The sequence below is a fragment of the Azospirillum melinis genome (assembly GCF_013340935.1).
GTDB lineage: Bacteria > Pseudomonadota > Alphaproteobacteria > Azospirillales > Azospirillaceae > Azospirillum > Azospirillum melinis.
Window position 1 is genome coordinate 19,642 of record NZ_WHOS01000066.1, and the last position, 21,214, is coordinate 40,855.

Here is a 21,214-nt window from a genome sequence, read left to right on the forward strand (position 1 = left end):
CCACACCCGACGCGGCCACACAGGGAGGAAACACGATGAAGCACCGCCTCACCGCGACCGCCGCCGGCCTGTTCCTGACGCTGGCCGCCGCAACCACCATGACCTCGACGGCGGCACTCGCCGCAGGCGCCACCGTCGGCGTGTCCTGGTCCAACTTCCAGGAAGAGCGCTGGAAGACCGACGAGGCGGCGATCAAGGCCGTGATCGAGAAGGCCGGCGGCAAGTACCTTTCGGCCGACGCCCAGTCCTCGCCGGCCAAGCAGCTGTCGGACATCGAATCGCTGATCTCCCGCGGTGCCAACGCGCTGATCATCCTGGCCCAGGACAGCGACGCCATCCGCCCGGCGGTTGAGAAGGCGGCAGCGGAGGGCATCCCGGTCGTCGGCTATGATCGCCTGATCGAAATCCCGTCGGCCTTCTACATCACCTTCGACAACAAGGAGGTCGGCCGGCTCCAGGCGCGCAGCGTCTTCGCGATGAAGCCCAAGGGCAACTACGCCTTCATCAAGGGCAGCTCGACCGATCCGAACGCCGACTTCCTGTTCGCCGGCCAGATGGAGGTGCTGAAGGCCGCGATGGACCGCGGCGACGTGAAGAATGTCGGCGAGGCCTACACCGACAAGTGGCTGCCGGCCATCGCCCAGCAGAACATGGAGCAGATCCTGACCAAGAACGGCAACAAGGTCGATGCCGTGGTCGCCTCCAACGACGGCACCGCCGGCGGCGCGGTCGCAGCACTGGCGGCGCAGGGGCTGGCCGGGACCGTTCCGGTGTCGGGCCAGGACGGCGACAAGGCGGCGCTGAACCGCATCGCGCTCGGCACCCAGACGGTGTCGGTGTGGAAGGACGCCCGCGAGCTTGGCCGCCGCGCCGCCGAGATCGCCATGGATCTGGCGGGCGGCAAGAAGATGACCGACATTTCCGGGGCCACGACCTTCGACGGCGGGCCGAAGAAGCAGAAGATGACCTCGCTGTTCCTCACCCCCATCGCCATCACCAAGGACAACCTCGGCCAGGTGATCGACGCCGGCTGGGTGACCAAGGACGTGGTCTGCCAGGGCGTGAAGCCCGGCAGCGTCAAGGCCTGCAACTGATGGCGGAGCCGTCCACCACCCTGTCCCCGGCGCCCCCTGCGGAAGCGCCGGCCGGACGGCGGGCCGGCATCGGCGACGCCCTGCGCGCGCTGGAGTTGGACACCCGCATGGTCGGGATGATCGGGGCGCTGGCCATCGTCTGGATCGGCTTCGACATCCTGACCGGCGGCGCCTTCCTGACCCCGCGCAACCTGTGGAACCTGTCGGTACAGACCGCGTCCGTCGGCGTGATGGCGACGGGCATGGTTCTGGTCATCGTCACCCGCAACATCGACCTGTCGGTGGGCTCCATCCTGGGCTTCACCGGCATGGTGGTCGGCGTGCTCCAGGCCCGCCTCTTGCCGGAGATCTGGGGATTCGACAATCCGCTGACCTGGGTGGTGGCGGTGCTGGCGGCGGTCGCCGTCGGCGGGGCGGTCGGGGCGGTGCAGGGCGCCATCATCGCCTATCTCGGCGTGTCGTCCTTCATCGTCACGTTGGGCGGGCTGCTGGTCTGGCGCGGGGCGGCATGGTGGGTCACCACCGGCCAGACGGTGGCGCCGATGGACGGCCTGTTCAAACGGCTGGGCGGCGGCTTCGAGGGCGCCATCGGCGCCGGGCCGAGCTGGATGGTCGGCATCGCCGCCGTCCTGCTCTCGGTCGCCGCCATCCTGGTGACGCGGCGGCGGCGGGCCGGCTTCGGCTTTCCCGTCCGGCCGCTGTGGGCGGAGGGGGTGGTGATCCTGCTGGTCGCCGCCGCCATCGTCGGCGCCGTGCTGGTGGTCAATAGCTACCCGCTTCCCGTCCCGGTGGTGCGCCGGATGATGGAAGCCCAGGGGCTTTCCACCGACGGCGGGCTTCCCTTCGTCGCCCACGGCTTCGCCATCCCGGTGCTGATCGCGGTGGCGGTGGGGGTGGCGATGACCTTCCTGTCGCGGCGCACCCGCTTCGGCCGCTACGTCTTCGCCATCGGTGGCAATCCGGAGGCGGCGGAGCTGTCGGGCATCAACACCCGCCGGGTGATGGTGATGGTGTTCGGGCTGATGGGGGCGCTGTGCGGCCTGTCCGCCTGCATCGCCACCGCCCGGCTGAACGCCGCCACCAACGCCAACGGCACGCTGGACGAGCTGTACGTCATCGCCGCGGCGATCATCGGCGGCACCTCGATGGCGGGCGGCGTCGGCACCATCCTCGGCGCGATGCTGGGGGCCATGGTGATGCAGTCGCTGCAATCCGGCATGGTGCTGCTGGGGGTGGACGCGCCGATGCAGAACATCGTCGTCGGCCTCGTTCTGGTCGCCGCGGTCTATGTCGACACGCTCTATCGCAGGGGGCTGAAATGAGCGCTCTCGCTACGGCAATCCCGCAGCCGGCGACCGCCCCGCTGGTGGAGATGCGCGACGTCTCCATCGCCTTCGGCGGCATCAAGGCGGTGGACGGCGTCAGCATCGACCTCTACCCCGGCGAGGTGGTCGGGCTGCTCGGCCACAACGGGGCCGGCAAATCGACGCTCATCAAGATCCTGTCCGGCGCCTATGCCGCCGACCATGGCGAGATCCGGGTGAACGGCGAGACTGTGCACATCGCCAGCCCGCGCGACGCCAAGCGCTGCGGCATCGAGACGATCTACCAGACGCTGGCTCTGGCCGACAATGTCGACGCCGCCGCCAACATCTTCCTCGGCCGCGAGAAGCTGACCGCCTGGGGCACGCTCGACGACCATGCGATGGAGGCGGAGGCGCGCAAGGTGATGGGCCGCCTCAACCCGCATTTCCGCCGCTTCAAGGAGCCGGTGAAGGCGCTGTCCGGCGGCCAGCGCCAGTCGGTCGCCATCGCCCGCGCCATCCATTTCGACGCGCGCGTCCTGATCATGGACGAACCGACCGCAGCGTTGGGCCCCGCCGAGACCCGGCAGGTCGGCGAGCTGGTGAAGCAGCTGAAGCAGGAGGGGATCGGCATCTTCCTGATCTCCCACGACATCCACGACGTGTTCGATCTGGCCGACCGCATCCATGTGATGAAGAACGGCAAGCTGGTCGGCACCGCCCGCGTCGCCGACGTGAGCAAGGACGAGGTGCTGGGGATGATCATCCTCGGCAAATGCCCGCCCGGTGCCGTTCCCGGACCGGGGGCGGCGGCCTGACGCCCACCTGAACCGGGTGCCTTCCGCCGATCCACCGGCAGAAGGCCCCGGCTTCCCCCTGACGCCATCTCCTATTGCGGCGAGCGCGCCTGCCACAGCAGGAACTGCTCGAACAGCTTCTCCGCCTGCTGGGGCGGCACCCCGCGCTGCTCGACGAAGCTGCGGAACTCCTCCTTCCTGGCGGCGGCGGTCTGCGGCTCCTTCGCCGCCGACGCCTGACGCAGCCACTGCTCCGCCGGCTCGAACCGGGTCCAGCCGGGAACGTCGGCGGCCAGATTGACCTCCTTCCATTTCGGATGGCGCGGCGGCTTCAGGAACTCGTCGAACTTGCTGAAGAAGGCATCGACGAAGCGGGCGACCTTGCGGTGCCGCTCCAGGTCGCGCTCCCAGCCATAGACCGCCATCACCGCCCCGACCGCCACGGTGTCGACCTGCTCGCCGGGCTTGATCAGCCCGTCATAGTCGGCGCTGGTCAGGCGCGAGGGCAGATAGGTGTCGAGCAGCGCGGCGCTCATCGGGACCGACAGGAAATGCAGCCCGTCCCCGGCCTTCAGGTCGCGGAACAGCCGGGTCGGCTTGCCGGCGACATAGGCCATCGCCGCGATCTCCCCCTTGCGCAGCTTCTCCAGCGCCAGCGCCTGATCGTTCGCCTGCGGTTCCACCCGGATGCCCAGCATGTCGAACACCAGCGAGGCGGTCATCGAGGTCCCGCTTCCCTGGACATCGACATTGACCTTGCGGCCGGCCAGATCCTCGATCCGCGTCACGTCGGGTCCGGCGAGGATGTGCAGTTCCTCGTTGTAGAGCTTGGCGATGTATTTGATGCGGCGGTCGAGGTTGGGCAGGAGCCGTTCGCGCTTGGCATAGGCCAGCACGTCCGACTGCACGATGCCGACATCGATCCCCTTCAGCAGCACCACGTCCTTCAGGTTCTGAACCGAGCCCTTGCCCAGCATGGGGAGGACACGCAGCGTGTCGCCGTCGTCCAGCACCGACGCCAGATCGGCGGCGATGCGCACATAGGTCCCCTCGACCCCGCCCGACACGATGCCGACGGTGCCGCTGTTGGCATTGACGCCGCGTGGATCGGCGGCCGACGCCATGCCGGCGAGGCCGAGCACGCCGCCGGCGATGCAGGCCCCCACCGCAAGCATGCGGACAAAAGATGCCTTCATGATGCTTTTCCCCCCTCGATGGCTGCGCCCGGCTATCGCGATTTTCCGGCGAGCCAGTCGGTCAGTTTCTTCAGTTGCTGTTCGGCATCCCCGCTGCCGGCGGCGACCGCCCGCCGGTACCATGCGGCGGCCTGCTCCGGATCGGGCGGCAGGCCACGGACATGCAGCCGCTCGTGCACCAGCGGGTCGTGGGTCCGGCCGAGCGCAAAGGCGGCCTTCGCATTGCCGGTTTCGGCGACCATCTCGTAATAGAGCCGCGCCCCCGCCAGATCGCCCTGGGCGAACAGGTCGTCGCCCCGCTTCATCAGCGTCGCCTCCGGAATGTTGGACGGCAGCTTGGCCGGTTTGTGCACCACCTCCTCCCGCTTCTCCGCCCGCGGCGGCTCCGGCGGAGGAGCGGCCACCGCCGGAACGGCGGCGACGGCGACGGTGGCCGGCGGGGAAGCGGCCTTGGCGGCGACCTGCGGCTCCGGCGGCGGCGGAGGGGCGGCAACCGTCTGAACGGCTGCCGGGACCTCGGCCGGCGGTGGGTCGGCCGTTGGCGCGGGGGCTGGCGCCTCGGCGACCGCCGGTTCGCTTTGCTGCGGCTCCTGCGCTTGCGGCTCCGGCGGCACAGGCGGGGAGGAACTTCCGGACACCGCCGGTTCCGCCATGTCCGGCTTTGCCGCCTCCATGACCTGCGCCGGGCCTCCCTGCGACGAGCCCCCCTGCGCCGGAGGGTCGGCAGCAGTGTTGGCGGCAGAGCTGGCGAGAGAGTCGTCGGCGACCGCAACGGTGTCGGAGACCGGTACCGCCAGCGTCACCGCCTGTCTGGCGACCACGCCGCCGCCATGATCGGTCACCGCCGTGATGAGCAAAGTCAGCGGAGCGGCGGTTTCGGGCGGCACGCTCAGGGTCAGGTCGGACAGTTCCTCCTGCGGCACCTTCCAGGCCCCGTCGCTGCTCCGCTGGCCCCGCGACAGGCTGGCACCGTCCGGCAGATTGTCGATCAGGACGAAGGTGACCGCCTCATACTGCGGGTTCGGCTGGCCGTAGGGAGAGGTGACGACGATGGACAGCGGGATCGGCTGCCCCGGCACGCCGCCCGACGTCTGGGCGGCGACGAAGGGCATCAGCCGCCAGTCGGTCGCTGCCTCGCCCGATTTCGGCAGAACCGTCGTATGGGTGGCGACGGTGTCGACCTGCCGGGCGTTGTTGCCATGCGGCTTCTCGCGCACGACAAGCCAGGAGTCGAGCGTGCTGCCGGCCCCACCATCCTCGCCCGCCCCCTCTCCGGCCACCAGCAGGCAACAGCCGCCGCCCGGCCCGGAGCCGAAGGCAGCGCCCCTCCCGTCAAGCCGCCCGGCCACCCCGTTAAGTTGCATCGGCAGCGCCAGAACCGTCAGGACGGCGAAGCAGGGTCGGATGCTGCCTGAGCCTGGGAGCAAGGACTGCCCGGCCTCCCGTCCGCGGCGGCGATGCAGAAAATCGGCATGGGATAGGAAACGGCGCAGAAAACGGGGCCGCGTCTCGCGCATGTGGCATCCTCCCAGACAAAATCCCTCAAAACCCGCCTTGCCGGCGGATCGAATTCGGGACTTTTGAAAGACATGCGGCGATGTTTTACGCCGTCGATTGTTTCGAATTATTTGTTATCTTACCGATCTCTCGGGATCGTTTCATTTTAAGTGACAACCGAAGAAAAACAACCATCCCGTAGAGGGCGTTTCCCGTTTTACGGTAAAGGGAGGATTACTTCGTAATCTTCTGACCCGTATCGGGCGGAGAGGGCTCGAATCCGGCCGCGGCATCCACCGCCGGAACGGGGTGCCACCGCCGGTCGCAGCGGCACCCCGTCTTGCGAAGAAACAGACCCTTGTGAAAAAAAGCGAAAAGCGGATCAGCGCACCCTGGCCGGGTTTCCCATCACCGTGGCACCGGCCGGCACGTCGCGCGTCACCACGCTTCCGGCACCGACGATGGCGTCGTCGCCGATGGTGACGCCGGGCAGGATCAGCGCAGCGCCGCCGATCCAGACATTGCGGCCGATGTGGATGGGCCGCCCGAACTCCAGCCCGGCCTCGCGGGTGGCGAAGTCGCGCGGGTGGTCGGCGGTCAGGATCTGGACGCCCGGCCCGATCTGCGTCTTGTCGCCGATGGTCACCGCGACGACGTCCAGAATGACGCAGTTGAAGTTGAGGAACACCCCGGTGCCGAGACTGATGTTGTAGCCGTAGTCGCAATGGAAGGGCGGACGGACGACCGCGCCTTCGCCCACTGCGGCGAACCGCTCCAGCAACAGCTTGCGCCGGTCGCCGGGGGGCAGGGCGAGCGCGGCGTTGTAGCGGACCATCCACGCCTTGGCGGCAGCCTGATCCGCCTGGATTTTCGGGGCCGAGGCGTCATAGAGATCGCCGGCCAGCATCTTTTCCTTTTCGCTGCGTCCATCGGACGTCTGCATCGCTCATCTCCCAGTTCGCAGGCCCGCCGGCAGTTGTGCGCCGGGGGCCAGCGATTAGAGCAGTTGTCGACCGGCCATGCGCCGACGCTTCGGGATGACTCGGACCGTCGAACTCAAGTCCGTCTTACGCTCCCTTCTGCGACATCGCTTCGGGGATCGAGTCTGCGCCGCGCATCTTCGGACGTCGCCCCGGCGCCCCGCACATGCCGCGCCTTGGTACGCGCCATCCTCGCAGGGCATTATATACTTATACTTGTATGCATCAAATCATTATTCCCTCATAAAAAGTATCTTTTGCTTGAGAACAACTAAAAGCGCAACTAATGTCGCCATCGCACGCGCATTCGATTCAGCCTCGCGGCCGAGTGAGCGCGTTCATGCTCCCCGGTCACGTGCAGGAGGATTCAGCGATGAAAAAACGGTTTGGTCTGGCGTTCGCTTTTGCCGTCGGCCTGTCGGGTCTGTTCGCTACCGCGGCGCCGGCGGCGACTTATGTCTGCGCCTCCGAGACCAACTGCGACAATTACACTCCGATCACGGCGACGCAATTGGCGCTGACCGCGCCCGATACGACGATCACCGTCCAAATGGCGCTGCAGCAATCGGCGGACGACTCGATCAAAAACGGCTACAACAGCGTCGCGAAGACCGACCTTGGCATTACCAAATGGTGGCACAAGGGCGGCAGCACGACGCTCGACCAAACCTATTACCACATTACCGTCAGAATCTACAAAGACAACAAGTGGACCAAGACCTGCCACGCTTATGCCCTCAACATCGGCACGAGCACTCCGAAGTATCAGGCGACTTGCCAGTAACTGCGCAATCGTCTTTGGTCACTTGAACAGGACGGCAAGGGCCGCAACTGCGGCCCCGCCGGCCGATCAAGGGCAAGCGTAAAGCCTGATGCGTCAGGCTTTACGCTCGACAGTGTCAGCCTTCGCCCTGGCCGTTGCGCGTACCCAGCAGGGTGCCGCGGCGGCGGCGCAGCTCGACGCTCTGGCCGGGGGAGATGGGCAGGAACTCCTTGGGGCGTTCGTCGCTGCCGGCGATGGCGCGGAAGGTGGCGGCGTTCGCCTCCTGCACGACGTTGCCGCGGCGGACTTGATCGAGGAATTTCTGGCTCGGCATCATGATGTATTCGATGTCGTTGATGCGCCGGCCATCCTTCGACACCGTTTTCTCGACCTGATCGAGAATGCCTTCCTCGACCAGCGAATCGACGGCGGAGGTCACGGTGCGCAGCGTGTCGCGCCGCCGACTCCACTCGTTCATGCCGCTGTTGTTGATGATGTCGTCGGCCGACAGCGTCATCGGCGGCACATCGTGAACGCCGTCCGGCAGGCGGCTGAGGTCGAGGTCGCCATATTCGATGGACAACCGGTTATAAAGCCAGCGCGCCACCGGACTCTTCAGCCGCATGATCCACTGGTAGGAGATCGGCTTGAATTCCAGGTTGCGGATGGCCGAGGCGACCAGCGCGTTGAACTCCAGATAGGTGTCGTTCTCGTCCTCCTCGCCGCCCTCGCCGGTGCGCGGGCGGATGTAGAGAGTGGGGAAGACCGAGGATTCCAGCACCGGCCGCGCCGACTTGCGCCCGTTCTCCGGCATCTTGCTGATGATCATCCGGGTACGGGCGAGGATCTCCAGCGCCTCGCGGATCTCCGCCGTGTCCATGGTGCGGTTGACCGCGCGCAGCTCCCGCCGGATTTCGTAGAGCGAGAAATGCACGCGGACGCGGTCCTGCTTGTCGCCCATCAGCGACAGGCGCGAGCGGTCCATGGCGAGACGGCGTACCACCTGCTCGACGATCTGCTCGCGCTCCGACGGGAACACCTCATACTCGACCATGCGTTTTTCCGCCGGATCCTCGCCGGGGCCGGGCTTGGCCGGGCGGTAGATGCGGGCGGGCTGCAAGGTCAGCGAGAACAGGGCGTCCTTGAAGGGAAACTCCTTGTGGACCGACTGGACGAACGCGTTGGCGGCCGGCAGCTCCGGCTCGGTCCCCCGGCCTTTCGACACGAACACGAATCGCGGTGCCGTGTCGTAAAGCGCGATCATATGGGACTGACTGCGGTCCTCCATCTCGAACAGAGTCAGCTGGACCGCGTTCGCCTTGCTCATGCCTCATCCCTCCTCGCCACAGGTCACGATAGGGGCTCGTGTCCGACGGAGGCAACCGGCAGGGAGGATTCACACCGAAGGCCTGTGTCCCATTTGACCGCGCTTGTGTAGGAATTGGCCGCGCCTGTGTCCCGAATGCCCGCGGTTGGATCGGACCGCGTCTGCCCAACGCCGCCGGATTGGTCCCTGCCGCCGCGAATCGCGGGCGGAACGACGAAGCGCGGGCATTCGGGACATAGACTCGGAGCGCCGATTCCGCCGCGCCGCGGCGATGAAGCGCGGGCAAATGGGATAGCCCCGGACGCGGCCGACGCCAAACGCGAGCATTCAGGACACAAGCCGGGCCGCCGGGCGTTCGACGGACCGTCCAACCGCGGGCAAATGGGACCGAATCCCCTCTTCTCACGCCGCAAGCTTGGCTTACGGCGCCGACAGGCGAAGCGCAGCGTCGCCGAAAGGCGGGGAGAGGATCGGGGGTGAGGGGGACGCACGGCGAGGATTCTCGGGAAAGCGCGCGGGAAATCCCCCTGACCAATCACGTCCCCATGGATTTTATCGAACAATCACAATGGCTTATATCATACTCCGCTCCACAGGGGAGAGCTGACCAGCGTCACCCGCCCTGCAAGCTCGGCCCAACGACAGTCCGCCCGCCGAACCGCGAGCAAGTGGGACAACCTGCCCAGGGGAGCGGCGGCGGGAATCCGGCGAAGCGCGGGCAAACGGGATCGGATCCGATTCGCAGCGCTGGCGCGACCAAAGCCGACCGAACCGCGGGCAAAGGCGACAGGGTCGCGGGCCGTTGGGACAGAATCGCGGGCCAACGGGACACAAGCGACTCTGTCCCATTTGCCCGCGATTCGACGGCCGGCACGACCGGCGGAATCCTTGCCCGCAAGTTCATCGGCCGTCCGGCAGCCTCACCCGCTGGCACCCGGCCGTTTCCCATGCCTTGCGGAGTTTCCCCCATGTCGCCCAAATCGTCGCCATCCACATCGCCCCCATCCGACGGGCACCCTCTCGACACGCGCCGATGGGGCCGGATTCCCGCCTGGTGGCTCGACCATCCCGGCCTGGAGGCCGACGGCTTCGCCGTCCTGGCGGCGCTCGCCACCTTCGCCGACGACAGCGGCCTGTGCTGGCCGTCGCAATCGACGCTGGCCGCCAAGCTCAAACGGTCGCGCCCGACCGTCAACCGCATCATCCAGGCATTGAGCGACCTCGGGCTGGTCGGCATCGAACATCGCCGCGGCCGCGACGGCGCCCGCCTGTCCTGCCTCTACCGCCTGCGCTTCACCCCGCTGGACGGCAGCGGGCCGGATACAGAGTCGCGGGATGCCGCCGCCGGACATCGCCCTGTTCCGGCGGCCGACAGGGATGACTCCGCCATGCACATCCCCTGTCCGCCGGCGAGTCAGGAACAGGTCCAATTCAAACAGATTCCGGACTCGCTCGCTTCGGGCGAGCCCACGGGGACACAGGCGGGCACGGAAGCGGGCCCCCGGTCACGACCGCAGGAGGTTCCGGAAGGCTGGATGCCAACCGCCGACGATCTCGCCTGGGCCAGGGCACGTCATGCCGAGATCGACCTCGGCCGCCATGTCGAGGGCTTCATCCTGCGCTGCCGGGCCCATGGCTACCGCTACCGTGACGTTTCCTCCGCCTGGAGGGCATGGCTTTCGCAGGACGCCGCCGTCGGCAAGGCTCCCCCCCTCTCCGGCAACAGTCCGGCCTTCGCCGCACCCGCCGGCAAGTCCCCCCACAGATCCGCCCACCAATCCGCCATCACCGAACAGCGCCTCGGTGCCTGGAGTGCAGCCGCCGATGAACTGCGCCGGCGCTCCGCCACCGCTCCCACTTGGCGATGAAGGGACGACCGATGACCGCAAGACCCGGAAGCGCCCCCCCCGGTAGGGCGACCGTCACCGCCTTGTCGCGGCCCCACCTTCCAACCTCGCCGGCCGCCGCCTTCGACCCGACCCTGCCTGCGCCCCAGCGCCGGATCCGGCTGACCGCAGCACTTCCGCCGCCGCTTCAGGAGCTGTTGGCCCAGGGCCGCACCGACCGGCGCCCGCGCTTCGGCGAGGATGGCTTCGACGGCATGATCGAGCAGTGGTTTCCCCCGGCAGGCGTTACCGCCGCGCAGGCGGCGCTTGCCCGCCAGACCCTGGAGGATCTGTCCGGGACCGTGCTGGCCCCGGCCGACAGCGACCATCTGCTCGGCCGCGTGCTGACCCTGCTCAGCCATTTCCCGGCCAAGGGTCTGTCTCCCGAGGTCGAGCGGATGATGGCGCTCGATTGGGCGGAGGATCTTGGGGAATACCCGGCCTGGGTGATCGACGCCGCCGCCCGCCACTGGCGCCGCAGCCGGAAATGGCGTCCTTCCATCGCCGAGATGCGGGCCCTATGCGAGGAACTCTGCGCCCCGGAACGCGCCTTGGCCGACCGGCTGCAAGCCCTTGCCGACGCGGCCCCGGATCTGGCGGGCGCAGATCTGCCGGGCACGGATCGGGGAACGATGGAGCCGCGGGCACTGGCGACGGGAGCGCTGCGCCGCATGGGCCAAATGGGATGACCCCGGCCGCAATCGGCCTGCGGTGGAAGCGCCGGATCCGCGGTCCATATTAAGCGGCCCGTCCGCTTCATCATGCCGACCGATGCCCGACACCTCCGCTCCGATGCCGCCGTCCGCCGCCCGTTTCGGCTGGTGCTGCCAGTATGTTCCGCCCGATGGCGACGCCGGACTTGCCAGGCGCATGAATCCCGGCACCGTCACCATCGCGACGTTGAGCAGGCTGAACCCCGCCCGTGCCGAGGAAAAGCTGACGGAGGTCCTGCGCCGCAACCTCCAGTCCCTGCATCTGCAACTGGACGAGGTCGCCCGGCATCCGGCCTACCGCCGCCTGCTGCGCGTCAACAGCGGGTTGCTGCCGGCCTACACGCACGAGGTCGGACGGCCGCTCTACCGCCAGCCCGGTGTCCAGGCGCTGGTGCGGAGCGGGCTGGAGCATGTCGGCCGCAAGGCGATGGCGGCGGACATCCGCATCGGGCTGCACCCGGACCAGTATTGCGTGCTGAACAGCGCCAACCCCTCCACCCTCGACAATGCGGTGGCGGAGCTGGAGTACCATGCCGACATCCTGCGGATGATGGGGCTGACCGGCGGCTGGCACCCGCGGGGCGCGCACGTCAACATCCATGGCGGCGGGCGCGGGGAGGGGATCGCCGGCTTCCGCCGCGGTTATGGCCTGCTGTCGGAGGATGCGCGCGATTTGCTGACGGTCGAGAACGACGAGATGTCCTTCGGCCTGGACGACCTGCTGCCGCTGGCCGACAGTGTGCCCATCGTGCTCGACCTCCACCACCATTGGGTCCGCACGCAAGGCGAGTATCTGCGCCCCGACGATCCGCGCATCGCCGTGGTCGCCGGCTCCTGGCGCGGGGTGCGGCCGGTCGCCCACATCAGCGTGTCACGCGAGGATCTGCTGGCGGACTGGCCGGCCGACAGACTGCCGGACTATACGGCGCTGGCGGCGCGCGGGCTGACCACCAGGGATCTGCGCGCGCACTCCCAGCGCATGTGGAACCACGCGGTCAACCGGCTGGTGGCGGAGCATCTCTCCTGGGCCGATTTCGAGGTGGAGGCCAAGGCCAAGAACCTCGCCGTCGACGATCTGGAGCAGGACGCCCTGCTGAGCGGCGCCATCTCCGCTCCGGCCTCCGCCGGCCCCTGATCGCCGGCCCCGATCGCCGGCCTTGACCCACGGTTGCACTCAACTACTCTGTTGCCGACGAAGGAAGAGAGGTCGAGGGTTGGACGTGGCGGACGATAGCCGGGATGATAACCGGGCCGATGACCGGGAACAGAACCTGGGTGCTCTGTCGCAGTTGCAGGCGATGCTGGACACCGTGCCCGACGGGGTCGTCATCATCGACGACCGCGGTCGGATCACCTCGTTCAACCCCGCCTGCGAACGGCTGTTCGGCTGGACCGCGGCGGAGGTGGTCGGCCGCAACGTCAACATCCTGATGCCCGCCCCCTACCGCGAGGAGCATGACGGCTATCTGGAGCGCTATCACCGCACCGGGGAGCGCCGGATCATCGGCATCGGCCGCGAGGTGACCGGCCAGCGCAAGGACGGCTCCTGCTTCCCGATGGATCTGTCGGTGGGGGAGGCGGGCCAGGACGGCCCACCGGTCTATATCGGCATCATCCGCGACCTGACGGCATCCCGGCAGGCCGAAACCGCGCTGCGCGAGCGCGAGGCGCGGCTGGCCTCGATCCTCCAGACGGTGCCGGAAGCGATCATCGTCATCGGCGAGACGGGGCTGATCGAATCCTTCAGCCCGGCGGCCGAACGGCTGTTCGGCTATGCGGCGGCGGAGGTGACCGGGCGCAACATCAGCATGCTGATGCCGTCCCCCTACCGCGAGCAGCATGACGGCTATCTGGAGCGCTACGGGCGGACGGGGGAGCGCCGCATCATCGGCATCGGCCGAATCGTGTCGGGCCAGCGGCGCGACGGATCGGTCTTCCCGATGGAACTGGCAGTGGGGGAGGTGCTGCTCGCCGGCCGGCGCTGCTTCACCGGCTTCGTCCGCGACCTGACCGAGCGGCAGGCCACCGAGCGGCGCCTGCAGGAACTCCAGTCGGAGCTTCTGCATGTCAGCCGGGTCAGCGCCATGGGCCAGATGGCCTCGACGCTGGCCCACGAGCTGAACCAGCCGCTGACCGCCGTCATCAACTACGCCAAGGCCGCCAAGCGCCTGATGGAACGCCCGGAAACGGTGTCCAAGGCGATGGACATGGTCGACAAGGCGAGCGCCCAGGCCACCCGCGCCGGCCAGATCATCCGCCATCTGCGCAGCTTCATCGAGAAGGGCAAGACCCACCGCTCCGTTGAATCCCTCAACAAGGTGGTGGAGGAGGCGAGCGCGCTCGCCCTCGTCGGCGCCAAGGAGCGCGGCCTGCATGTGCGCTTCGACTTCGAGCCCGCCGACCCGCAGGTGCTGATCGACAAGGTGCAGGTCCAGCAGGTGATCCTCAACCTCGTCCGCAACGCCATCGAAGCGATGGGCGGCGCGCCGGGCGGGCAGCGGGTGCTGACCGTCCGCACCGGCCCCGAGCCGGCGGACGAGGCTTTCCGCCGCGTCTCCGTCACCGACAGCGGCCCCGGCGTGCCGGAGACGGTGCGCGCCCAGCTGTTCCAGCCCTTCGTCACCACGAAGAGCGGCGGCATGGGGCTGGGGCTGTCGATCTGCCGCTCGATCATCGAAGCCCATGGCGGCCGCCTGTGGCTGGAGCCGGCCGCCGAACCGCCATCCACCGGCGCCAGCTTCGCCTTCACCGTCCCCCTTTCGACTTCCCTGTCCGCAGCGGATGCCGACGATGCCCGCTGACGCCAAGCCCGACGCCGTATCCGACATGCCCGCCGACCTCACCGTCTTCATCGTCGACGACGACGACGCCATCCGCGATTCCCTCCAGGTCCTGCTGGAATGCGCCGGTTTCCGGGCGGAAAGCTTCGCCACCCCGCTCGCCTTCCTCGGCTCCGACGCCCCGTCGCGGCCGGGCTGCCTGCTGGTCGATGTCCGTATGCCGCAGATGAGCGGCCTCGACGTTCAGGAACGGCTGACCCGCGACGGCCACGCCATCCCGGTGGTGGTGATGACCGGCCATGGCGACGTGCCGCTCGCCGTCCGCGCCATGAAGGCCGGGGCGGTCGATTTCGTCGAGAAGCCGTTCGAGGAGGAGGCGCTGCTCGCCGCCGTCCGCTCCGCCCTGGCCCGCGCGGCGGACAGCCGGACGGTGGAGACCGCCCCGCCGGCTCCGGCGCCGGAGCAGCCGGCTCCCCCGCCCGCCGCCTCCGCCCCGCCGGAGGTGCTGGCCCGCCTGTCGGCCCTGACGCCGCGCGAACTCGACGTACTGCGCTGGCTGGTTGCCGGAAAGTCGAACAAGGTCATCGCGTTCGAGCTGTCGATCAGCCCGCGCACCGTGGAGATCCACCGCGCGCGGGTGATGGAGAAGATGCAGGCCGACAGCCTGCCCACCCTGGTCCGCATGGCGATTGCCGCCGGTGTCGTTCCCGGCGGGGGCTGATCTGCATCAAAAGCGCGCCGCATACGCATTGCTCCTTATATCGGCGCCCCCGGCCTCCTTTTATCTTCCATGACGCGCCGCACTGTCGGGGCTGTTGTCTGTCTGTTATGGAAGTTCGGAGGCCGTCATGGATCGCCTGGGCAATGAGCCGGGCAACGAGTCCGGCACCGGGCCGGGCGGGATGCCGGGTGCCGGTATCGTCCACATCGTCGATGACGATGAGCCGGTCCGCGACTCGCTGAAAGCGCTGCTGGAAGCCTTTTCCTTCGATGTGCGGGACTTCTCGTCCTGCCGCGAATTTCTCGACCGTTACGACGGAAACCCCAAGGGCTGCCTCGTTCTCGACCTGCACATGCCGGTGATGAGCGGGCTGGAGTTCCTGGAGCGCCATCGCGGCGACCTGCACGGCATGCCGGTCATCATGGTGTCCGGACGCGGCGATCCCGCGACCTTCGCCCGTGCCCGCGAGGCCGGCGTCATCGCCGTGCTGGAGAAGCCGTTCGACGAGGACCAGCTGATCGACATGCTGAACGGCCTGATGCCGGCCGCCGCCTGATATGTAGGTACACTTACGTACGCAAACTTCCTTAGGTACATCACCGAACTGCACAGGGCGACAGGGGAAAGTTAGCTTCGGGCCATCGGATGCACACCGGAACGAACCGGACCGCATCGCACCGTCAAGGCCGAGGTCACCATGTCCACGCACGCCGCCATTGCCGCCCACGCCAACCGCGCCGTCCCTGGTTACCTGGTCTCCGCCCTGGCGATGACGCCGAACGCCGGCATGGGCGCCGCCTTGGGCGCAGGTGTCGGCGCCGCCATCCAGCCACGCAATCCCGCCGACCCGCTCGCCAGCCTGGGCCACGCCAAGGTCTACGAGCGTGAGACCACGGTGTTCACCGAGGGCGATGCCGCCGGTTCGGTGTTCCGGGTGATGAGCGGCATGGTCCGCCTCTACAAGATGCTGCCCGACGGCCGCCGCCAGATCATCGGTTTCCTGCAGGCTGGCGACATGATGGGGCTGGCCTTCGCCGCCCAGTATCTCTACACCGCCGAAACCGTGACGGCGACCACCATCCAGCGCATTCCGCGCCTGGAGCTTGACGCCCTGATGGATGCCCAGCCGGCCTTCGCCCGCAAGCTGCTGTCGGCCACCACCTCGGAGCTGATGGCGGCGCAGGACCAGATGGTTCTGCTCGGCCGCAAGACCGCCGCCGAGAAGGTCGCCACCTTCCTGCTGCGCCTCAGCGACCGCAAGTGCAGCGGCAAAGGTGACGATCACACCATCGACCTGCCGATGGGCCGCAGCGACATCGCCGACCATCTGGGCCTGACCACCGAAACCGTGTCGCGCACCCTGACCAAGCTGAAGTCGAGCCGCCTGATCCGCATCCTGGTCGGCGGCAAGCTGGACCTGCTGGACCGCGACGCCCTGGCCGACCTCGCCGGCGGCTTCTGACCCCCACCGCATTCCTTCAAAATTTCTGGCCGTGCACGCCGGACGCTTGAGCGTCCCGGAGCGCGGCGGCGCGCCCGAACGGCGCCCTTTCCCACACATCACCGCGACGGCGTCATCGCACAGGTCGCGGACAGCAAGTGGATGATGACCATGACCGTCACGACCCTTTCCGACCTGAACGCCCTGATCGCGCGGGTTAAGGCTGCGCAGGCGCGCTTCGCCGACTATCCGCAGGAGAAGGTCGACCTGATCTTCCGCAGCGCGGCTCTGGCCGCCGCCAACGCCCGCATCCCGCTCGCCAAGATGGCGGTGGCGGAGACCGGCATGGGCGTCATGGAAGACAAGGTCATCAAGAACCACTTCGCCGCCGAATACATCTACAACAAGTACAAGGACGACAAGACCTGCGGCGTCCTGTCCGAGGACAACGACGCCGGCATCCTCACCATCGCCGAGCCGGTCGGCCTGATCTGCGGCATCGTCCCCACCACCAACCCGACCTCCACCGCCATCTTCAAGGCGCTGATCGCGCTGAAGACCCGCAACGGGCTGGTGCTCTCCCCCCACCCCCGCGCCCGCAAATCGACCTGCGAGGCCGCCCGCCTCGTGCTGGCCGCCGCGGTCGAGGCCGGCGCCCCCGACGACATCATCGGCTGGATCGACGAGCCCTCGCTGGAGCTCTCCAACGCCGTCATGCACCACCCGGACATCAACCTGATCCTTGCCACCGGCGGGCCGGGCATGGTCAAGGCCGCCTATTCCTCGGGCAAGCCCGCCATCGGCGTCGGCGCCGGCAACACCCCCGCCGTCATCGACGAGTTCGCCGACATCAAGCGCGCCGTCGCCTCCATCCTGATGTCCAAGACCTTCGACAATGGCGTGGTCTGCGCGTCCGAACAGTCGGCGGTGGTGGTCGAGGCCGTCTATGACGCCGTGCGCGACCGCTTCGCCCATCATGGCGGCTACATCCTGTCGCCGCGCGAGGCCGACGCCGTGCGCAAGGTCCTGCTGACCGACGGCCATCTCAATGCCGACATCGTCGGCCAGCCCGCCCACGCCATCGCCGCCATGGCCGGCCTGAACGTGCCGCTCGCCACCAAGGTGCTGATCGCCGAAGTCACCGACGTGGACGACAGCGAACCCTTCGCCCACGAGAAGCTGTCGCCGACCCTGGCGCTCTACCGCGCCAAGGATTTTGCCGAGGCTTGCGACAAGGCCGCCGCGCTGGTGGCGCTCGGCGGCATCGGCCACACCTCCGCACTCTACACCGACCAGGACCGGCAGGCCGGGCGCATCCGCCATTTCGGCGACAGGATGAAGACCGCCCGCATCCTGATCAACACGCCGTCGTCCCATGGCGGCATCGGCGACCTCTACAACTTCCGCCTCGCCCCCTCGCTGACGCTGGGCTGCGGCTCGTGGGGCGGCAACTCGATCTCGGAGAATGTCGGGCCGCAGCACCTGATCAACAGGAAGACGGTGGCCAAGCGGGCCGAGAACATGCTGTGGCACAAGCTGCCCAAGTCGATCTATTTCCGCCGCGGCTGCCTGCCCTTCGCGCTGGAGGAACTGCGCGGCAGGAAGCGCTGCCTGATCGTCACCGACCGCTTCCTGTTCGAGAACGGCCATGTCACCGACAGCGTCCGCGTGCTGAAGTCGCTGGGGCTGGAGGTCGAAACCTTCTTCGAGGTCAGCGCCGACCCGACGCTGGCGGTGGTGCGCAAGGGTGTCGCTCTGGCCAACGCCTTCCAGCCCGACGTGATCCTGGCGCTGGGCGGCGGCTCGCCGATGGACGCGGCCAAGATCATCTGGGTGATGTACGAGGCGCCCGAGGTGGCCTTCGAGGATCTGGCGCTGCGCTTCATGGACATCCGCAAGCGCATCTACACCTTCCCCAAGCTCGGCGTGAAGGCGCAGCTGGTGGCGGTGCCGACCACGTCGGGCACCGGGTCGGAGGTGACGCCGTTTGCCGTGGTGACCGACGAGCGCACCGGGACGAAGTACCCGATCGCCGATTACGAGCTGACGCCGAGCATGGCGATCGTCGACGCCAACCTGGTGATGGACATGCCCAAGGGTCTGACGGCGGCGGGCGGCATCGACGCGGTGACCCATGCGCTGGAGGCTTACGTCTCGGTGGTGGCGAACGAGTATTCCGACGGGCAGGCCCTGCAGGCGCTGAAGCTCTTGAAGGAGAACCTGCCGTCTGCCTACCGCAACGGGTGCCAGGACCCGAAGGCGCGGGAGCTGGTTCACAATGCGGCGACGCTGGCCGGCATCGCGTTTGCCAACGCCTTCCTGGGCGTGTGCCATTCGATGGCGCACAAGCTGGGGGCGGAGTTCCACATCCCGCACGGCATCGCCAACGCGCTGCTGATCGCCAACGTGATCCGCTACAACGCGGCGGACATCCCGACCAAGCAGACGGCGTTCAGCCAGTACGACCGTCCCAAGGGCGTGGCGCGCTATGCGCAGATCGCCCGCCATCTGGAGCTGGGCGGCAGCCGCGACCATGAGCGGGTCGAGAAGCTGATTGCTTGGGTGGAGGAGTTGAAGCGGGCGCTGGAGATCCCGGCCTCGATCCAGGCGGCGGGGGTGCCGGAGGCGGCCTTTCTGGCGCGGGTCGATGCGATTGCCGAAGCGGCCTTCGACGACCAGTGCACCGGCGCCAACCCGCGCTATCCGCTGGTCGCCGAGATCAGGCAGCTCCTGATCGACAGCTATTACGGCCGCGCCTATGTCGAGCCGGCGAGTGACCGGACCCCGGTGGAGCTGACCGTCGTCGGCCAGAAGACCGCCGCAGAGTAGCCGGTTTCTCGCACATCGACACCAAGCAACGGGGACCCTCGGGCCGGGGCGGAAGCCTCCGGCTCAAGGGCTTTCCATTTGGGAACGCCGCTTGGTCGGGAAGGCGGGTGGCGTTTACCGTTGCCACTCGCGAGCCAAATGTTTTCGACTTGCCATGCTTGAGGCGGTTATCCTGACCGGGCGAAAACTGTTGTTTGGCATGGAAACGACCGACGACCGCGTCAAGCTGATCTATCACCGTCTGGTGGCGCGCGAAATCAGACGCGACCCGGAATTGATCGAACGTGCACACAAGATCGTCGAGGAGCTGTCGGCCAAGCCGAACCAGCGTTCGCATGTTTTCGAATGGAAAGCCCTGCTGGCGCAACCCAGCGAGAAGGTCCGCCATTTCATCGTCTCGCGGAACCAGGATGCCACCCGTTTGCGCATCACATCCCCGTTTCCTATGCTACCCGAGCTTTCGGTGCAGGATGAGCAGACGCGGAGGCGGATGTGGCGGAAGGCGAAGATGCACGAACGCTCGACGACCTTGATCGCGCCGTCCGCTTGATAGTGGTGGGCACCGGACAGGCGGCTACATTTGTAAAATGATATAATTCCTTTTGCTTTTCTGCCGTTATTTTTAAGTTTCATTTTTCTCAAAAAAGTTCGAAATCTCTATGGAAGACACAAAAAACAATAAATCGCCCCTGTTGTGCTGCCGGATTGTTAACGAAATTCTCTTGAAGATGTGGTGCGACTATTTAACGCATGCGTCTCTTTGAGTGCTCCAATTGACTACTTCTATATTTTGGGATTTTTATAGATACCAATCTCGCATAAATCTATTATTGCGAGGTGTGAAGCTATCTGTCAAATTGATGCAATAAGAGAGTGTGGAATGCTAGTAAATGCCGAAGAAAAAGATCCGAGCGTTAAAAATAATATAGTGAATATAATTTGCTCCAGTTGGAGCGAATTTAAGGATAGGGTCATATCTGATCAGTATTCAGATCGCTTATTTCGAAAAGGAAAGTATCTATTTCGTGGTCAAGGCTCCGATTCTTGGGCGCTGAGTACAAGTTTCGACCGCTGGTATGAGGGGAAAAAAAGCGAAAAGAACGAGAGTGCTGACCGTCTCCTTTCAGAGTTCAAGCTTGAGTGCGAATTTGAGGAAATGCCAGAGTCCCTTCGACGGGACAACATGGCGATGCTGGGGCTCGCGCAGCATCATGGGCTGCCTACTCGTCTTTTAGACTGGAGCGAAAGCCCATACGTTGCCGCATTTTTTGCATTCAGCGGACATGTTCGCCAAGGGATTAACTTGGAGAAATACGTGGCCGTCTGGGTGCTGGATTCGGAAAGCAAAGTATGGAGTGAAGAGCACGGCTGCGCATTGGTGAAGGTTCCTGCTCTTTGGAATCAGAGAATAAGAAATCAATTTGGGCGCTTTACGTATCTTCGTACAGCAGACGATACGCTCGAAAATTACGTAGCACATTTTGAGCATGAAGAGGTGGTTCTAAAAAAGTATTGCATTCCTGTTAGAGATTTGCTCCCAGCAATGTCAGAACTGGATGCTATGGGGCTTACGCACGCCAGAATTTATCCAGGTCTTGAGGGAAATGCACGGGCAGCAGAGGTCCGCGTCACGCTTAGACGCTTGGGGGCCTAGTCGATACAGCCAGACGGATCGCGTCGTTTTACATAGGTGGGGTCCGGCTGGCCTAAACCTCTAGCGACCCACTTCAAGCGCAACAGCATAGTCATCGTTGGTGATTAGCCCGGATCATTCATCAGCGCTTTGGAACGGCTGCCCGAAGGCGCGTCGATGGGTGGCGCCAACGGCGCGGCATGACGGGGCTGGAGGGTTGCGGGGACAGGTTCGTTCGGGGGCACGTCGCCCC

At 66.5% G+C, this 21,214-nt stretch carries 18 protein-coding genes; 14 read left to right on the plus strand and 4 right to left on the minus strand.

What is annotated here, in order from left to right; all coding sequences use genetic code 11:
• Positions 1-35: 35 nt before the first annotated feature.
• From xylF to GBZ48_RS30415, 3 genes are read left to right on the plus strand one after another with little or no spacing between them, the layout of a single operon-like run.
• The gene (xylF, locus tag GBZ48_RS30405; RefSeq protein WP_209798453.1) at positions 36-1,094 is read left to right on the plus strand and encodes a D-xylose ABC transporter substrate-binding protein; all 1,059 of its coding nucleotides are present in this window, start codon (positions 36-38) and stop codon (positions 1,092-1,094) included.
• Positions 1,094-2,416 (plus strand): sugar ABC transporter permease, encoded by a 1,323-nt coding sequence (locus tag GBZ48_RS30410; RefSeq protein WP_174474433.1) that lies wholly within the window; start codon positions 1,094-1,096, stop codon positions 2,414-2,416. Before xylF ends, GBZ48_RS30410 begins: the two co-directional genes overlap by 1 nt.
• Positions 2,413-3,216, plus strand: a complete 804-nt coding sequence (locus tag GBZ48_RS30415) for an ATP-binding cassette domain-containing protein (protein WP_174474434.1) — start codon at positions 2,413-2,415, stop codon at positions 3,214-3,216. The genes GBZ48_RS30410 and GBZ48_RS30415 overlap by 4 nt, the downstream gene beginning before the upstream one ends.
• 71 nt (positions 3,217-3,287) lie before the next feature.
• On the opposite strand, the gene GBZ48_RS30420 is transcribed toward GBZ48_RS30415, so the two are convergent.
• The 3 genes from GBZ48_RS30420 to GBZ48_RS30430 all read right to left on the minus strand — a co-directional run bounded on the left by GBZ48_RS30420 (position 3,288) and on the right by GBZ48_RS30430 (position 6,831).
• Positions 3,288-4,391, minus strand: coding sequence for a TAXI family TRAP transporter solute-binding subunit (locus GBZ48_RS30420; protein ID WP_174474435.1), 1,104 nt, complete (start codon positions 4,389-4,391; stop codon positions 3,288-3,290).
• A 32-nt stretch (positions 4,392-4,423) separates the two neighbouring features.
• Positions 4,424-5,818 (minus strand): sel1 repeat family protein, encoded by a 1,395-nt coding sequence (locus GBZ48_RS30425; protein WP_174474436.1) that lies wholly within the window; start codon positions 5,816-5,818, stop codon positions 4,424-4,426.
• Positions 5,819-6,270: 452 nt separating this feature from the next.
• On the minus strand, positions 6,271-6,831 hold the full coding sequence (locus tag GBZ48_RS30430; protein ID WP_174474437.1) for a sugar O-acetyltransferase: 561 nt from the start codon (positions 6,829-6,831) through the stop codon (positions 6,271-6,273).
• 410 nt (positions 6,832-7,241) lie between these two features.
• On the opposite strand from GBZ48_RS30430, the gene GBZ48_RS30435 reads away from it, so the two are divergent.
• On the plus strand, positions 7,242-7,652 hold the full coding sequence (locus GBZ48_RS30435) for a hypothetical protein (protein WP_174474438.1): 411 nt from the start codon (positions 7,242-7,244) through the stop codon (positions 7,650-7,652).
• 115 nt (positions 7,653-7,767) lie between these two features.
• Here GBZ48_RS30435 and GBZ48_RS30440 read toward each other — a convergent pair whose 3' ends face one another.
• Entirely contained in the window at positions 7,768-8,958 is a 1,191-nt protein-coding gene (locus GBZ48_RS30440) for a plasmid replication protein (RefSeq protein WP_174474439.1), read from the minus strand.
• A 968-nt stretch (positions 8,959-9,926) separates the two neighbouring features.
• Between GBZ48_RS30440 and GBZ48_RS30445 the strand changes: the two genes are divergently transcribed.
• From GBZ48_RS30445 to GBZ48_RS30490, 10 genes are all read left to right on the plus strand, one after another.
• Positions 9,927-10,826 (plus strand): helix-turn-helix domain-containing protein, encoded by a 900-nt coding sequence (locus GBZ48_RS30445; RefSeq protein WP_174474440.1) that lies wholly within the window; start codon positions 9,927-9,929, stop codon positions 10,824-10,826.
• An 11-nt stretch (positions 10,827-10,837) separates the two neighbouring features.
• Entirely contained in the window at positions 10,838-11,533 is a 696-nt protein-coding gene (locus GBZ48_RS30450) for a hypothetical protein (protein WP_174474441.1), read from the plus strand.
• A gap of 82 nt (positions 11,534-11,615) precedes the next feature.
• Complete coding sequence (locus GBZ48_RS30455; RefSeq protein ID WP_174474442.1) at positions 11,616-12,692, plus strand: apurinic/apyrimidinic endonuclease family protein; 1,077 nt, start codon at positions 11,616-11,618, stop codon at positions 12,690-12,692.
• A gap of 85 nt (positions 12,693-12,777) precedes the next feature.
• Positions 12,778-14,358 (plus strand): PAS domain-containing sensor histidine kinase, encoded by a 1,581-nt coding sequence (locus GBZ48_RS30460; protein WP_343049729.1) that lies wholly within the window; start codon positions 12,778-12,780, stop codon positions 14,356-14,358.
• A complete protein-coding gene (locus tag GBZ48_RS30465) occupies positions 14,348-15,058 on the plus strand; it encodes a response regulator transcription factor (RefSeq protein WP_246307565.1) in 711 nt (236 codons plus the stop codon). Before GBZ48_RS30460 ends, GBZ48_RS30465 begins: the two co-directional genes overlap by 11 nt.
• A 127-nt stretch (positions 15,059-15,185) precedes the next feature.
• Positions 15,186-15,614: a response regulator transcription factor gene (locus tag GBZ48_RS30470; RefSeq protein WP_246307566.1), complete on the plus strand. Its 429-nt coding sequence runs from the start codon at positions 15,186-15,188 to the stop codon at positions 15,612-15,614.
• A gap of 141 nt (positions 15,615-15,755) precedes the next feature.
• Positions 15,756-16,520 carry a helix-turn-helix domain-containing protein gene (locus tag GBZ48_RS30475; RefSeq protein ID WP_174474443.1) on the plus strand — a complete coding sequence of 255 codons (765 nt, stop codon included), beginning with the start codon at positions 15,756-15,758 and terminating at the stop codon, positions 16,518-16,520.
• Between the two features lie 150 nt (positions 16,521-16,670).
• Complete coding sequence (gene adhE, locus GBZ48_RS30480) at positions 16,671-19,328, plus strand: bifunctional acetaldehyde-CoA/alcohol dehydrogenase (RefSeq protein WP_246307567.1); 2,658 nt, start codon at positions 16,671-16,673, stop codon at positions 19,326-19,328.
• A gap of 154 nt (positions 19,329-19,482) precedes the next feature.
• Positions 19,483-19,878 (plus strand): hypothetical protein, encoded by a 396-nt coding sequence (locus GBZ48_RS30485; RefSeq protein ID WP_174474445.1) that lies wholly within the window; start codon positions 19,483-19,485, stop codon positions 19,876-19,878.
• 330 nt (positions 19,879-20,208) lie between these two features.
• A complete protein-coding gene (locus GBZ48_RS30490) occupies positions 20,209-20,982 on the plus strand; it encodes an FRG domain-containing protein (RefSeq protein ID WP_174474446.1) in 774 nt (257 codons plus the stop codon).
• The last annotated feature ends 232 nt before the right edge of the window (positions 20,983-21,214 follow it).

What these genes read in the sequence shown, in the direction of transcription:
- GBZ48_RS30485 (WP_174474445.1), top strand. Translation starts at nt 19,483, where the DNA reads ATGCTTGAGGCGGTTATCCTGACCGGGCGAAAACTGTTGTTTGGCATG.
- xylF (WP_209798453.1), top strand. Translation starts at nt 36, where the DNA reads ATGAAGCACCGCCTCACCGCGACCGCCGCCGGCCTGTTCCTGACGCTG.
- adhE (WP_246307567.1), top strand. Translation starts at nt 16,671, where the DNA reads ATGACCGTCACGACCCTTTCCGACCTGAACGCCCTGATCGCGCGGGTT.
- GBZ48_RS30475 (WP_174474443.1), top strand. Translation starts at nt 15,756, where the DNA reads ATGTCCACGCACGCCGCCATTGCCGCCCACGCCAACCGCGCCGTCCCT.
- GBZ48_RS30455 (WP_174474442.1), top strand. Translation starts at nt 11,616, where the DNA reads ATGCCCGACACCTCCGCTCCGATGCCGCCGTCCGCCGCCCGTTTCGGC.
- GBZ48_RS30450 (WP_174474441.1), top strand. Translation starts at nt 10,838, where the DNA reads ATGACCGCAAGACCCGGAAGCGCCCCCCCCGGTAGGGCGACCGTCACC.
- GBZ48_RS30470 (WP_246307566.1), top strand. Translation starts at nt 15,186, where the DNA reads ATGGATCGCCTGGGCAATGAGCCGGGCAACGAGTCCGGCACCGGGCCG.
- GBZ48_RS30410 (WP_174474433.1), top strand. Translation starts at nt 1,094, where the DNA reads ATGGCGGAGCCGTCCACCACCCTGTCCCCGGCGCCCCCTGCGGAAGCG.
- GBZ48_RS30490 (WP_174474446.1), top strand. Translation starts at nt 20,209, where the DNA reads ATGCTAGTAAATGCCGAAGAAAAAGATCCGAGCGTTAAAAATAATATA.
- GBZ48_RS30440 (WP_174474439.1), bottom strand. Translation starts at nt 8,958, where the DNA reads ATGAGCAAGGCGAACGCGGTCCAGCTGACTCTGTTCGAGATGGAGGAC.
- GBZ48_RS30415 (WP_174474434.1), top strand. Translation starts at nt 2,413, where the DNA reads ATGAGCGCTCTCGCTACGGCAATCCCGCAGCCGGCGACCGCCCCGCTG.
- GBZ48_RS30430 (WP_174474437.1), bottom strand. Translation starts at nt 6,831, where the DNA reads ATGCAGACGTCCGATGGACGCAGCGAAAAGGAAAAGATGCTGGCCGGC.
- GBZ48_RS30465 (WP_246307565.1), top strand. Translation starts at nt 14,348, where the DNA reads ATGCCCGCTGACGCCAAGCCCGACGCCGTATCCGACATGCCCGCCGAC.
- GBZ48_RS30420 (WP_174474435.1), bottom strand. Translation starts at nt 4,391, where the DNA reads ATGAAGGCATCTTTTGTCCGCATGCTTGCGGTGGGGGCCTGCATCGCC.
- GBZ48_RS30445 (WP_174474440.1), top strand. Translation starts at nt 9,927, where the DNA reads ATGTCGCCCAAATCGTCGCCATCCACATCGCCCCCATCCGACGGGCAC.
- GBZ48_RS30435 (WP_174474438.1), top strand. Translation starts at nt 7,242, where the DNA reads ATGAAAAAACGGTTTGGTCTGGCGTTCGCTTTTGCCGTCGGCCTGTCG.